This is a genomic window from Ciceribacter sp. RN22 (assembly GCF_024054295.1).
Taxonomy (GTDB): Bacteria; Pseudomonadota; Alphaproteobacteria; order Rhizobiales; family Rhizobiaceae; genus Allorhizobium; species Allorhizobium lividum.
Genome location: NZ_JAMXLD010000002.1, coordinates 122696 through 135061, shown reverse-complemented (window position 1 = coordinate 135061; position 12366 = coordinate 122696). Strand labels below are relative to the sequence as shown.

Sequence of the window (12366 nt, the reverse complement as noted above, 5' to 3'; positions counted from 1 at the left end):
CCTCGCTGGTGGCGGCGTGCCGCCGTTTCGACTGGAGCGCCGGGTCAAGGCCGGCGCCCGGTTGAATCCTTCGCTCAATGAGCCGCGGCCGAGGCTTCCTTGGCCTGAAGCTCGGCGAGCATCTGTTCGTCGGTCTTCATGATGCCGAAGGCGAGCAGCATGTCTTCGAGCTCCTCCATCGTGATCGGGGTCGGGATGGTGCCCTTGCCCGAATTGTTATGGATCTTCTCGGCGAGCTGCCGGTATTCCTGGGCCTGCTGGGAGTTCGGCGCGTATTCGATGACCGTCTGCTTGCGCAGTTCCGCGTGCTGGACGATGTTGTCGCGAGGCACGAAGTGGATCAGCTTGGAGTTCAGACGCGCCGCGAGAGCCTCGGCAAGGTCGAGTTCGCGGTCGGTCTGGCGCTCGTTGCAGATCAGCCCGCCGAGGCGCACGCCGCCGGAATTGGCATATTTCAGGATGCCCTTGGCGATGTTGTTGGCGGCGTAGAGCGCCATCATCTCGCCGGACATGACGATGTAGATTTCCTGCGCCTTGTTCTCGCGGATCGGCATCGCGAAGCCGCCGCACACGACGTCGCCGAGGACGTCGTAGGACACATAGTCGACGTCGTCGTAGGCACCGTTTTCCTCGAGGAAGTTGATCGAGGTGATGACCCCGCGGCCGGCACAGCCGACGCCCGGTTCCGGGCCGCCGGACTCGACGCACTTGATGCCCTTGTAGCCGATCTTCAGAACATCTTCGAGTTCCAGGTCCTCGACGGAGCCTTCCTGGGCGGCAAGCGACAGAACGGTGTCCTGGGCCTTGGAGTTGAGGATGAGACGGGTGGAGTCGGCCTTCGGGTCGCAGCCGACGATAAGGATCTTCTGACCCAGATCGACAAGTGCCGCGAGCGTATTCTGGGAGGTGGTCGACTTTCCGATGCCGCCTTTCCCGTAAAATGCGATCTGACGCAAACCTGACATGTTCATTCCTTCCTTGGCTGAAGCGTCCGCGGCCTCTCCCGCGGGGCTGAATATCGGATGGGTCGGCTCGACCGCCGCCGCTTTCTCCGTTTCAAGACCCGTGCCAACTCGGAAGGCTGATTGCAGTATCTAGATTTTTCTCTTTTGAATCATATCGTTAGCCTTTCCGACCGGCGAAACTTGGCCACGACATCGCTCTGTCGCAGACGCGACAAACCCGACAGGGCTCGACGTTTTTGTAGGAAGCCGACAGCTCCTGTCGAATTGAAGACGTTGTCGCAAAGCCGACAAGACGGAATTCCACCATGTGATTGTTATTCCAATGTCTTTTTCTCTGGCATGGCTGATGCATAGTGTTTCGCGTCGTCCTGCAAAACGGAGAAACGTGCCATGATCACTCTGACCGAGAATGCCATTTCCGCCGTCAAGTCCGCCCTGTCGAAGGCTGCCGAGCCCGCCGAAGGGCTTCGCATCATGGTCGAAGCCGGCGGCTGTGCCGGCTTCAAATACATGATGGGTTTGGAATCGACCGTCCGACACGGCGACGCGGTGATCGACGCCGATGGAGTCAAGGTCTTCGTCGACGACCGCTCCCAGCCACATGTCGCCGGCATGACCATCGATTTCGTCACCGGCCTCGAATCCTCCGGCTTCGTCTTCGACAATCCCAATGCCGCGGATAAATGCGCCTGCGGCAAGTCCTTCAGCTGAGCGAGGGACGGCGATGCCGGAACAAAGCCGCGCCACGCGCATCACACTATTCGACGGCCTCGGCGGCCGCTCTTCACCCGCCGCGCCACGCCCACTGCCGGCAATCGTGACGACAACGCCGGAACCCCAGCCCGCGGCGCACGGAGTTCCCGATGGTCCGGACCTCAGGGCGGCCCTGATCGCCCGTCGGCGCCCGCTGATCGAGGCCGCGCTGGAGACGATCCGCCCGAACCTCAGGCGTGACGGTGGCGATTGCCAGTTGGTCAGGATCGAGGGAGATGCGGTCTTCGTGCGGCTGACCGGCGCCTGTGTCGGGTGCCAGCTCGCCTCGGTGACCGTCGCCGGTGTCCGCCAAAGACTGGTCGAAGCAGTCGGAATGCCGCTGCGGGTCATTCCCGTCGAGTGAGGGTGATCGCAATGCGCACCGTCTATCTGGACCATAACGCCACGACGCGGATCGATCCGGCGGTTGTCGAGGCGATGCTGCCCTTTTTCAGCGAGAGTTTCGGCAACCCTTCGTCGCACCATGCCGTCGGCGAGGCGGCGGCAGGTGCCGTGCGCAAGGCGCGGCGCCAGGTCCAGACCCTTATCGGCGCCGCGCAAGACAGCGAGATCGTCTTCACATCCGGCGGCACGGAGAGCGACAATACCGCCCTTCTCAGCGCACTTGCGGCCCTTGCCCCGCGCAACGAAATCATCGTGTCTGCCGTCGAGCACCCGGCCGTCCTGACGCTCTGCGAACGGCTGGAGGCGGAGGGACGCGCCCGGGTGCACCGCATTCCCGTCGACCGCTACGGCCGCATCGATGTCGCGGCCTACGAGCACGCTTTGTGCGAACGCACCGCCGTCGTCTCGTTCATGTGGGCGAACAACGAGACCGGCACGCTCTTCCCCGTCGAAACCCTCGCCGGGAAGGCGAAAGCCGCCGGCGCCCTCTTCCACTCCGACGCGGTGCAGGCGGCGGGGCGGGTACCGATCCGGGTGGAAGAAACCTCCATTTCCATGATGAGCCTTTCCGCTCACAAGATCGCCGGGCCGAAGGGTATCGGCGCTCTCTATGTTCGGCGTAAGACGCCGTTTTATCCCCTGATCCTCGGCGGCCGGCAGGAACGCAACCGCCGCGGTGGAACAGAGAACGTGCCGGCGATCGTCGGCTTCGGCGAAGCGGCCGATCGCGCCGCATCGAGACTGGAAAGCGAAGCGGCGCGGATGAAGGCGCTGCGCGACCGGCTGGAACAGGGCCTGCTGGGCGCGGTCCCCGGCGCCCGCGTCAACGGCGATCCGATGGCGCGGCTCGCGAACACCTGCAACATCGCCTTCGAGGATGTCGACGGCGATGGTCTCCTGGCGCTGCTTGCGCGCGAAGGCATTGCCTGTTCTTCCGGCTCGGCCTGTTCCGCCGGCTCCATGCAGCCGAGCCATGTCCTGCAGGCGATGGCCGTACCGGCGAGCCACCTCGGCGGCGCCGTCCGCTTTTCTCTCGGACGGGACAACGACGAAAGCGATATCGACCACGTGCTCGCCGTGCTGCCGCAGCTGGTGATGCGGCTGAGGCAACCCGCCGGCGCGCGGAAGGTCGCACGGACCGGATGATGAAAGAGACCATGATGGGATCACCCAACCACCCCGCCGTCTTTCTCAACGACACGACCCTTCGTGACGGCGAGCAGACGCCGGGCGTCGCCTTCTCCGTGGCCGAGAAGGCGGCGATTGCCGAAGCGATCGCCGCGGCCGGCGTTCCGGAAATCGAGGCAGGCACGCCGGCCATGGGCGAGGAAGAGATCGCGGCGATCCGCGCCATCGTGGCGCGCCGACTGCCGCTGCGGGTCATGGCCTGGTGCCGCATGACCGACGAGGACCTCGACGCCGCGCTGAAGACCGGCGTCGAGGCAGTCAACCTCTCGCTGCCCGCCTCCGATCTCCAGCTTTCCGCCAAGCTGGGGATCGGGCGCGGCGAAGCCCTCGACCGGATCGGGCGCATGACGCGCCGCGCCGTGTCCCTCGGGCTTTTCGTCGCCATAGGGTGCGAGGACGCCTCGCGCGCTGACCCTGACCATCTGCGGGACGTCGCCGCTGTCGCCGCCGCGGCTGGAGCACAACGGCTGCGCCTTGCCGATACGGTCGGCATCCTCGACCCCTTCTCCACGATGGCGCTCGTCCAGCCGCTGGCGGAGGCCGGCCTGATCGACGTCGAATTCCACGCCCACGACGACTTCGGGCTGGCGACCGCCAATACCTTGGCCGCCTTCCGCGCCGGGGCGAAACATCTTTCCGTCACCGTCTCCGGGCTTGGCGAGCGCGCCGGAAACGCCGCGCTCGAAGAGGTTGCGGCAATCCTGGCGCTGAAAGAGGCCGTCGTGACCGGAATAGACCTCTCGGCGCTGAAGGACCTCGCCGAACTGGTCGCCCGCTGTTCGGGACGTCGACTGCCGCCCTCACAGGCAATCACCGGAGGCGACGTCTTCACGCACGAATCCGGCATCCACGTCGCAGGCCTCCTCAACGACCCGCGCACCTATCAGGGCCTTGATCCGGAACCTTTCGGGCGCGGTCACGAGATCGCCATCGGCAAGCATTCCGGGGCAAAAGCGCTTGCCTACGTGCTGGCGGACCACGACCGCGGGTGCGAACCGGCGATCCTGGCAAGGCTGATGCCCGAGATTCGCCGCCGCGCGGTGATGACGAAAAAGCCGGTGCCCCCCGAAGTGCTGCTCGAACTCTACGACCGGACGGCGACGCATCAGGACCGGGAGGACCAGCCATGTCGTTCGTGATGCGCACCGGACGAGGGTCGGCCGCCGCCGGCAGAGCGACGATCGACTCCGACCGACCGAAAGAGGGGCCGCCGGCGCCAAAGTCGCTGCTGCGGCTTGTTCTGGACGACATCGCCTGCGTGAAGGCCCGTGACCCGGCCGCGCGTTTCGCGCTCGAAATCCTGCTGACCTACCCGGGCGTACACGCCATCATCTGGCATCGTCTGTCCCACGTGTTGTGGCGGAAACGACTGCGTTTTCCCGCGCGCCTGCTCTCCTGGCTGTCACGCCTCCTCACCAATATCGACATCCATCCGGGAGCCGCCATCGGCGAGCGCTTCTTCATCGACCACGGCGCGGGTGTGGTGATCGGCGAGACCGCCGAAATCGGTGACGACGTGACGCTCTACCACGGCGTGACCCTCGGCGGCACGTCCTGGACGCCCGGCAGACGGCATCCGACGCTCGGCGACGGCGTCCTCGTCGGGGCCGGCGCCAAGGTCCTGGGCCCGATCACGATCGGTGCCGGTTGCCGCATCGGGGCCAATTCCGTGGTGATCGAGGATGTCGCGCCCGGGATGACGGTCATCGGCATACCCGGTCGGGTGGTGAAGCCGGCGCAGGAACGACGAAGGTCCGGCGACCGCCGCATCGACCTCGAACATCACCTGATGCCCGACCCCGTCGGCGAAGCCATCGCGGCACTCGTCGACCGCATCGATTTCCTCGAGGTTCGCCTCGCCCGTTTGCAGGCGCGGACGAACCTTTCCCCGCTGACCGATGTCTCGGTCACATCCATTACAAATGCACCGGAACCCGCAGGAGCCCCCCATGAGTGACTGTTCGTCCAATTCCCGCCCGATCGACGTCGACAACATCCTCGAACGTCTGCGCGGCCTGTCCTCTGCCGAGGACTTCTTTCACACCCTCGGCATCCTCTACGATGGCCGGGTGCTGAACGTCGCGCGGCTGCACATCCTGAAACGCATGGGCCAGTATCTCGCGGAGGAGGATTTCGAAGGCCTTCCCGACCGGGTGATCGCGGCCCGCGCCCGTTCGACGCTGGAGCGCGCCTATTCAGACTTCGAGAGTGCCTCGCCGCTTTCGCAGCGCGTCTTCAAGGTACTGAAGGAGCACGATCCGGAGAAGCCCGCGGAAAAACGTGGCGCCTTCGTCTCCTTCGACGCCGCTCTGAAGCCGTTTGCCGAACAATAGGCCTGGTGCCCTTCCCGAGGCGGCACGTCCTTTCGACATCCGCCTGCGCCGGACCCGAGACGACACGATGCGACAAGACAGTGTCAAGAACCCGACAAAACGTTCGACCACGACGGATGATGGAGACGGGAATGAAGAGATATCAAAGGGTTATTCTTCGATCAGCGACATGGCACGGATTATGCTGCTGCATCTGCGTAACCTTTGAAGAAACCTGATGGAGGTGCGCGGCATGCATATCGTCGTCTGTATCAAGCAAGTGCCGGATTCGGCGCAGATCCGCGTCCATCCGGTGACCAACACCATCATGCGGCAGGGCGTCCCGACGATCATCAACCCCTTCGACCTGTTTTCCCTGGAGGAGGCGTTGCGGATGCGAGACGCCCACGGCGGCGAGGTCACCGTGCTGACCATGGGCCCGCCGATGGCCGCAGATGCGCTGCGGAAGGCCCTGACCTTCGGGGCGGATCGCGGCGTGCTGCTCACCGACCGCTTCTTTGCCGGCTCCGACACGCTGGCCACGTCCTTTGCGCTGTCCGCGGCGATCGAAAAGATCGGCCAGGTCTACGGCAAGCCGGACGTGATCTTTGCCGGAAAGCAGACGATCGACGGCGACACCGCGCAGGTGGGACCGGGCATCGCCAAGCGTCTCGACCTCCTGCAACTGACCTATGTCGCAAAGATCGCGTCCGTCGACCCCGAGACACGGGCGATCACCGTCGAACGGCGGGCGGAAGGCGGCACGCAGGTCCTACAGACGAGACTGCCCTGTCTCGTCACCATGCTCGAGGGTTCGAACGAAATCCGCCGCGGGACGCTCGATGATGCGTTACGGGCCGCCCGGGCTGAAATCGTCACCTGGAGTGCCACCGACGCGGGGATCGAAGACCTGACCAAATGCGGCCTGCGTGGATCGCCGACCGTGGTGAAACGGGTCTTTGCACCGACGGCCCGTCAGGAGAAGGCGACGACGATCGGAGAACCGGGGGACAGCGCGCGCGATCTCGCCGACAACCTGATCGCGGAAATCTTCGCCCGCAAACCCGCGCTCGAAGGGGCTCTCGCGGCCGCCGGCTGCGCCGCATAGGAAAGATGAGGACATCATGACCGAAGAGGCCAAGAAACCCGCAGCACCCGCCGCCGGACGCGCCGGCATGAAGAAGGAACTGCCCGAGCACTTCAAGTCCTACAAGCATGTCTGGGTGGCGATCGAAATGGAACGCGGCCAGGTGCATCCGGTATCCTACGAACTCCTCGGCTGCGGCCGCACGCTCGCCGACAAGCTCGGCGTGCAACTGGCCGGCGCGGTGATCGGACCGCCGGGAGAAGCGACTTGGCATGCCGTGGCAGAGGCCTTCGCCTACGGTGCCGACATGGTCTATCTGGTCGAGGATCCGATCCTCAAGGACTATCGCAACGAGCCCTATTCGAAGGCGCTGACGGACCTGGTCAACACCTATCAACCGGAAATCCTCCTGCTCGGTGCAACCACGCTTGGCCGCGACCTCGCCGGCTCGGTCGCCACGACGCTGAAGACGGGTCTTACCGCCGATTGTACCGAACTCGACGTCGATGACGACAAGTCGCTCGCGGCCACCCGCCCGACCTTCGGCGGCTCCCTGCTCTGCACAATCTACACGCTGAATTTCCGCCCCCAGATGGCGACAGTTCGCCCGCGGGTCATGCCGATGCCCGAGCGCCAGGACCGGCCCGTCGGCCGCGTCATCCAGCACAAGCTGTCGATGATGGAGGAAGACATCGTCACCAAGGTCCTGAGCTTCATTCCCGACAGCCAGTCTGCCAAGGTCAACCTCGCCTATGCCGACATCGTCGTGGCCGGCGGGCTCGGGCTCGGGGCGGCCGAGAATTTTCAGCTGATCCGCAACCTCGCCTCGACGCTCGGCGCGGAATACGGCTGCTCGCGGCCGGTCGTGCAGAAGGGCTGGATGCCGTCCGAACGCCAGATCGGCCAGACCGGCAAGACGATCCGTCCGAAGCTCTATATCGCGGCCGGCATCTCCGGGGCGATCCAGCACCGGGTGGGCGTCGAGGGCGCCGACCTGATCGTCGCGATCAACACAGACCCCAATGCCCCGATCTTCGACTTCGCCCATGTCGGCATCGTCACCGACGCGGTGCGCCTTCTTCCTGCCCTCACCGAGGCGTTCATCCGCCGCCTTTCGCCCCACAACCGCGACAAGCTCGCCAGCTGACGGAGATGCGACCATGATCGAGGAGAAATTCGATGCCATCGTCATCGGGGCCGGCATGTCCGGCAATGCCGCCGCCTATACGCTGGCAAGCCGCGGGCTGAAGGTGCTGCAGCTGGAGCGAGGCGAATATGCCGGTTCGAAGAATGTCCAGGGGGCGATCATGTATGCCTCGATGCTGGAGAAGATCATTCCGGACTTCCGGGAGGATGCGCCGCTCGAGCGGCACCTCGTCGAACAGCGGTTCTGGATGATGGACGACAGCTCGCACACCGGCATGCACTACCGCTCCAACGACTTCAACGAGGAGAAGCCGAACCGCTACACGATCATCCGCGCTCAGTTCGACAAGTGGTTTTCCTCCAAGGTCAAGGAAGCCGGCGCGACGGTGCTGTGCGAAACGACTGTGACCGAACTTGCCCGCGATACCAGCGGCAAGGTGATCGGCGTTCACACCGACCGCCGGGGCGGCGCGATCTTCGCCGACGTGGTGGTGCTCGCCGAAGGCGTGAACGGCCTGCTCGGAACCCGCGCCGGCCTGCGCGACATGCCGAGGCCGGAAACGGTGGCGCTCGCCGTCAAGGAAATGCACTTCCTGCCGGAGGAAGTGATCTGTCAGCGCTTCGGGCTGACCGGCAATGAAGGCTGCGTGATCGAAGCCGCCGGCACCTTCTCGCAGGGCATGACGGGGCTGGCCTTCCTTTACACTAACAGGGAGTCGATCTCGCTCGGTGTCGGTTGCCTGGTCTCCGATTATGCGAAGACCATGGAAAGCCCCTATGCCTTGCTGGAGGAATTCAAGAACCATCCCTCTGTGAAACCCCTGCTGGCAGGCTCCGAAGTCAAGGAATATGCCGCGCATCTGATCCCGGAGGGTGGATACAAGGCGATCCCGCAGCTCTTCGGCGACGGTTGGGTCGTGGTCGGCGATGCCGCCCAGCTCAACAATGCGGTCCATCGCGAAGGCTCCAACCTCGCCATGACCTCCGGCCGGATCGCGGCGGAGGCGATCTTCCAGGTGAGGAGCAGACGCGATCCGATGACGGCGGAAAACCTGAGCCTCTACAAGAAGATGCTGGATGACTCGTTCGTGGTGAAGGACCTGAAGAAGCACAAGGATATGCCCGCCCTGCTGCACACCAACTCGCACAACTTCTTCATGACCTATCCGCAGCTGATGTCGACGGCGGCGCAGAATTTCCTGCGCGTCGACGGTACGCCGAAGATCGACAAGGAGAGGGCGACCGTTGCCCAGTTCGTCAAGAGCCGCAGCCGCTGGGGCATGGTCTCCGACGCCGTGAGACTCGCTTTCGCCTGGCGCTAACGGGGCGCGAAGGCTGCTTGCGAGACGCAACAACCGACAACGAGGAGTACCTAAATGACCATTGCCATCAAGGACGTCCGGGTCGAGGACAAGCTGTTCCAGAACCGCTATCTGGTCGACGTCGGCCGGCCGCATATCACGGTGCGCCCGCACGAGACGCCGAGCCCGGCGCTTCTGGCGCTCACAAGGGTCTGCCCTGCCAAGTGCTACGAGCAGAACGACAAGGGCCAGGTGGAGATCACCGCCGACGGCTGCATGGAATGCGGCACCTGCCGGGTTCTCTGCGAGGCATCCGGCGAGATCGAATGGAACTACCCGCGCGGCGGCTACGGCGTGCTCTTCAAGTTCGGCTGACGTCCACGCCCCGAAAACGGGCGAGCCGGCTCCGAACCGAATTGACAAAGGGCGACGTCGGCGTAAGCTGATTTGCCATATAACAAGAGACGGTTTGGGGAGGTTGCCCTTGGAACAATCCGGCCTGGGATAGTCCAAGAGGTCTTCAGATGAACCGCTATGTCGAACATGTCAGTCCGCCCGGCAGGGAATCCGGCCCGTCGGATGCTGCCATTCGATCGAGCCGCCGCGCCACCATTTCCCTGAGCGGCATCTACGAAATCTCCAAGGTGCTCGCCGAGCCCGCCCGCCTGGAGATCACGCTCGCCAACGTCGTCAACATCCTCTCCTCCTTCCTGCAGATGCGGCATGGTGCCCTGATCGTTCTCGACGACGGCGGCCTGCCCGAGATCATCGCCACCGCCGGCTACTTTCACAAACCGGACGAGAGCCATTTCATGCCGATCCCGCAAGCGGTCATCGACCAGATCGTAGCGACGGCGACCCCGCTGGTCATTGCCGATACGAGCAAGTCCGAGCTCTTCGCCGAGGAGGGTGAGCCGGGAGTGTGTCTCATCGGCGTCCCGGTCAAGGCCAATCACACCGTTCTCGGAACGCTGTCGATCGATCGCTCCGGCAAGGACGGTACCGATTTCACCCTCGATGACGACATGCGTTTTCTCACGATGGTCGCCAATCTCGCCGGGCAGACGATCCGCCTTCACCGGATCCTCAGCGAGGACCGGCAACGGCTGATCGACGAGCAGCGTCGGATCGAGAAGGCCTTCGGCGACGGCGCAGAGACATGGCCGCGCCGTTCGAACGCCAGGAACAGCCACATCGTCGGCGAAAGCCCGTCCGTCAAAAACGTGCTCGACACCATCAACATCGTCGCCAGGACCAATTCCACCGTTCTCCTGCGCGGCGAGAGCGGCACCGGCAAGGAACTGTTTGCGCAAACCATCCATGATCTTTCGCCGCGGCACGACAAGCCCTTCGTCAAGCTCAACTGCGCGGCCCTTCCCGAAACCGTGCTCGAGTCGGAGCTTTTCGGACACGAGAAGGGTGCCTTCACTGGGGCGACCAACCAACGGGTCGGGCGGTTCGAGCTTGCCCATGGCGGCACGCTGCTGCTCGATGAGATCGGCGAGATTTCCGCCGCCTTCCAGGCGAAGCTGCTGCGCGTGCTGCAGGAAGGTGAGTTCGAACGCGTCGGCGGCAACAAGACGCTGAAGGTGGACGTGCGGCTGATCTGCGCAACCAACCGCGACCTAGAAGATGCCGTCCGCAAGGGCGAGTTTCGGGCCGATCTCTATTACCGCATCAGCGTCGTGCCGGTGACCCTGCCGCCGCTCCGGGAAAGGCCGGGCGACATCCCGCGCCTTGCAGAGGAATTCCTTCGCCGCTTCAATCGTCAGAACAGCCGGCGCCTCAGCTTCAGCAAGATGTCGCTCGACCTCATCTCCCGGTGCTACTTCCCCGGCAATGTGCGGGAGCTGGAGAACTGCGTGCAGCGGACGGCGACGTTGACCCGGGCCGAGGTCATCGGACCGAACGACTTCGCGTGCAGCAGCGGCCAGTGTCTTTCCGCCCTCCTCTGGAAGGGCAACGGCAAGGTTCCGCACAATGCGATCGACATGCTCGCGAGCGGGCACATCCTGCCGGCCGGCACGCCAATACCGACCGTTCCCCCGGTGAGACCCGCCGCCGCATACGATGGCGGCGACAGTGACCCGGACATCGTGAACCATGCGGCGAACGGCGGTCGGCTGACCGAACGCGAGCGTCTGATCGAGGCGATGGACCGTTCAGGCTGGGTGCAGGCGAAAGCGGCCCGCATTCTCGGCCTGACGCCGCGGCAGGTTGGTTACGCGCTGCGCCGCCACGACATCCCGGTCAAGAAGTTCTGAGCGCCCCGCCGTCCGAAGGTTCGGGCGCGGGCTCGGCGCCGATGACGAGATTGATCGCATCCGGCAAGGGCATGTCGATGAGGGTGATGCCGTTCGCAATGAGAAACCGGCGCTCGTTCCTCGTCAATTCGGCTCCGCTCATCACGGCGTAGTGCGGCCCCTTCGACCGCTTGATGATCTGGCGCGCATAGGTGCGCAGCATCTGGTCGTCGAAGCGGCAGCCGAGAAAGACAAACCCGAGAGAACCGCGGCGATCCCGGACGACCTCGGGGATCGGCGTCTGGATGTCGATCTCGGTCAGAACCTCGACATAGTCGGAATCCGCCACGAGGAAATTGCCCGCGGGACGTGCCGAACCGTGGGGCTCGTAAAGGATCGTGGCCGCTGTGGAAGCGGCGGGATCGTCGGTCGCATTGCCGTCGGCGCCGTAGATCCGCGTCCAGATGTCCCGAACCTCGCCGGCGCGGGTGATCCCCTGGATACTGGCGAAATCCGTCCGCCCGCTGTCCCCGAGTGCGGCCCGCATGGCGCCGTCATACCAGCTGTCGACGATGAGCGGCAGGGCGAGCCCCGCCAGCCAGCGGTGCAGCGCCGCCGGCTGCGGTTCGGCGGAAAAGATCTCGGCCATCCACGCCTTCAGCGTGTTCCTGTGCCTGCGCTGCTCGATATGCTGGGCGACCGACCACATGTTGGTGCGGATGCGCGAAGGCGCCGGTGCCCGCAAATGGAGCGCTGCCGCAACCTCTTCCGGCGCCGCCGGCACGCGCCGTTCACCGGCTTGCAGCGCGACAAGGCCCGGTCCAAGAAAGGGTACAAGCACGCCGCGCCTCAGGCCTTGCCCGACATCGAGAAGCGCCTTTTCGGCGGCCTCCTCCGACACAACGAACAGGAAGTCCTCGTGCAATATCGCGTTCATGGCATCGATCCTTTGTCTTCGCGGGTTCC

13 protein-coding genes are annotated in these 12366 nt (G+C 64.5%); 11 read left to right on the top strand and 2 right to left on the bottom strand.

Features of this window, described 5'->3' with window-relative positions; all coding sequences use genetic code 11:
• Positions 1-74: 74 nt before the first annotated feature.
• On the bottom strand, positions 75-965 hold the full coding sequence (gene nifH / locus NHF53_RS15765; protein WP_112691676.1) for a nitrogenase iron protein: 891 nt from the start codon (positions 963-965) through the stop codon (positions 75-77).
• A 390-nt stretch (positions 966-1355) separates the two neighbouring features.
• Between nifH and NHF53_RS15760 the strand changes: the two genes are divergently transcribed.
• From NHF53_RS15760 to nifA, 11 genes are all read left to right on the top strand, one after another.
• The gene (locus NHF53_RS15760; RefSeq protein ID WP_112691657.1) at positions 1356-1676 is read left to right on the top strand and encodes an iron-sulfur cluster assembly accessory protein; all 321 of its coding nucleotides are present in this window, start codon (positions 1356-1358) and stop codon (positions 1674-1676) included.
• A 13-nt stretch (positions 1677-1689) separates the two neighbouring features.
• Positions 1690-2082 (top strand): NifU family protein, encoded by a 393-nt coding sequence (locus tag NHF53_RS15755; protein WP_252835095.1) that lies wholly within the window; start codon positions 1690-1692, stop codon positions 2080-2082.
• A gap of 11 nt (positions 2083-2093) precedes the next feature.
• Entirely contained in the window at positions 2094-3269 is a 1176-nt protein-coding gene (nifS, locus tag NHF53_RS15750) for a cysteine desulfurase NifS (protein WP_252835094.1), read from the top strand.
• 14 nt (positions 3270-3283) lie between these two features.
• The gene (gene nifV, locus NHF53_RS15745) at positions 3284-4450 is read left to right on the top strand and encodes a homocitrate synthase (RefSeq protein WP_252835093.1); all 1167 of its coding nucleotides are present in this window, start codon (positions 3284-3286) and stop codon (positions 4448-4450) included.
• A complete protein-coding gene (gene cysE / locus NHF53_RS15740; protein WP_252835092.1) occupies positions 4438-5268 on the top strand; it encodes a serine O-acetyltransferase in 831 nt (276 codons plus the stop codon). The genes nifV and cysE overlap by 13 nt, the downstream gene beginning before the upstream one ends.
• A complete protein-coding gene (gene nifW, locus NHF53_RS15735) occupies positions 5261-5644 on the top strand; it encodes a nitrogenase stabilizing/protective protein NifW (RefSeq protein WP_252835091.1) in 384 nt (127 codons plus the stop codon). Before cysE ends, nifW begins: the two co-directional genes overlap by 8 nt.
• Positions 5645-5876: 232 nt before the next feature.
• Positions 5877-6731, top strand: a complete 855-nt coding sequence (locus NHF53_RS15730) for an electron transfer flavoprotein subunit beta/FixA family protein (protein ID WP_252835090.1) — start codon at positions 5877-5879, stop codon at positions 6729-6731.
• A gap of 16 nt (positions 6732-6747) precedes the next feature.
• On the top strand, positions 6748-7857 hold the full coding sequence (locus NHF53_RS15725; protein WP_252835089.1) for an electron transfer flavoprotein subunit alpha/FixB family protein: 1110 nt from the start codon (positions 6748-6750) through the stop codon (positions 7855-7857).
• A 13-nt stretch (positions 7858-7870) separates the two neighbouring features.
• Positions 7871-9178: an FAD-dependent oxidoreductase gene (locus tag NHF53_RS15720; protein WP_252835088.1), complete on the top strand. Its 1308-nt coding sequence runs from the start codon at positions 7871-7873 to the stop codon at positions 9176-9178.
• A gap of 54 nt (positions 9179-9232) precedes the next feature.
• The gene (locus NHF53_RS15715; RefSeq protein ID WP_252835087.1) at positions 9233-9532 is read left to right on the top strand and encodes a ferredoxin family protein; all 300 of its coding nucleotides are present in this window, start codon (positions 9233-9235) and stop codon (positions 9530-9532) included.
• A gap of 149 nt (positions 9533-9681) precedes the next feature.
• On the top strand, positions 9682-11421 hold the full coding sequence (nifA, locus tag NHF53_RS15710) for a nif-specific transcriptional activator NifA (RefSeq protein WP_252835086.1): 1740 nt from the start codon (positions 9682-9684) through the stop codon (positions 11419-11421).
• Here nifA and NHF53_RS15705 read toward each other — a convergent pair.
• Positions 11408-12337, bottom strand: coding sequence for an SIR2 family protein (locus NHF53_RS15705; protein WP_252835085.1), 930 nt, complete (start codon positions 12335-12337; stop codon positions 11408-11410). The two genes, nifA and NHF53_RS15705, sit on opposite strands and share 14 nt — an antisense overlap.
• Positions 12338-12366: the final 29 nt, after the last annotated feature.

Excerpts from the sequence above, each read along its gene's own strand:
- nifH (WP_112691676.1), bottom strand. The coding sequence starts at position 965 with ATGTCAGGTTTGCGTCAGATCGCATTTTACGGGAAAGGCGGCATCGGA.
- NHF53_RS15760 (WP_112691657.1), top strand. The coding sequence starts at position 1,356 with ATGATCACTCTGACCGAGAATGCCATTTCCGCCGTCAAGTCCGCCCTG.
- NHF53_RS15755 (WP_252835095.1), top strand. The coding sequence starts at position 1,690 with ATGCCGGAACAAAGCCGCGCCACGCGCATCACACTATTCGACGGCCTC.
- nifS (WP_252835094.1), top strand. The coding sequence starts at position 2,094 with ATGCGCACCGTCTATCTGGACCATAACGCCACGACGCGGATCGATCCG.
- nifV (WP_252835093.1), top strand. The coding sequence starts at position 3,284 with ATGGGATCACCCAACCACCCCGCCGTCTTTCTCAACGACACGACCCTT.
- cysE (WP_252835092.1), top strand. The coding sequence starts at position 4,438 with ATGTCGTTCGTGATGCGCACCGGACGAGGGTCGGCCGCCGCCGGCAGA.
- nifW (WP_252835091.1), top strand. The coding sequence starts at position 5,261 with ATGAGTGACTGTTCGTCCAATTCCCGCCCGATCGACGTCGACAACATC.
- NHF53_RS15730 (WP_252835090.1), top strand. The coding sequence starts at position 5,877 with ATGCATATCGTCGTCTGTATCAAGCAAGTGCCGGATTCGGCGCAGATC.
- NHF53_RS15725 (WP_252835089.1), top strand. The coding sequence starts at position 6,748 with ATGACCGAAGAGGCCAAGAAACCCGCAGCACCCGCCGCCGGACGCGCC.
- NHF53_RS15720 (WP_252835088.1), top strand. The coding sequence starts at position 7,871 with ATGATCGAGGAGAAATTCGATGCCATCGTCATCGGGGCCGGCATGTCC.
- NHF53_RS15715 (WP_252835087.1), top strand. The coding sequence starts at position 9,233 with ATGACCATTGCCATCAAGGACGTCCGGGTCGAGGACAAGCTGTTCCAG.
- nifA (WP_252835086.1), top strand. The coding sequence starts at position 9,682 with ATGAACCGCTATGTCGAACATGTCAGTCCGCCCGGCAGGGAATCCGGC.
- NHF53_RS15705 (WP_252835085.1), bottom strand. The coding sequence starts at position 12,337 with ATGAACGCGATATTGCACGAGGACTTCCTGTTCGTTGTGTCGGAGGAG.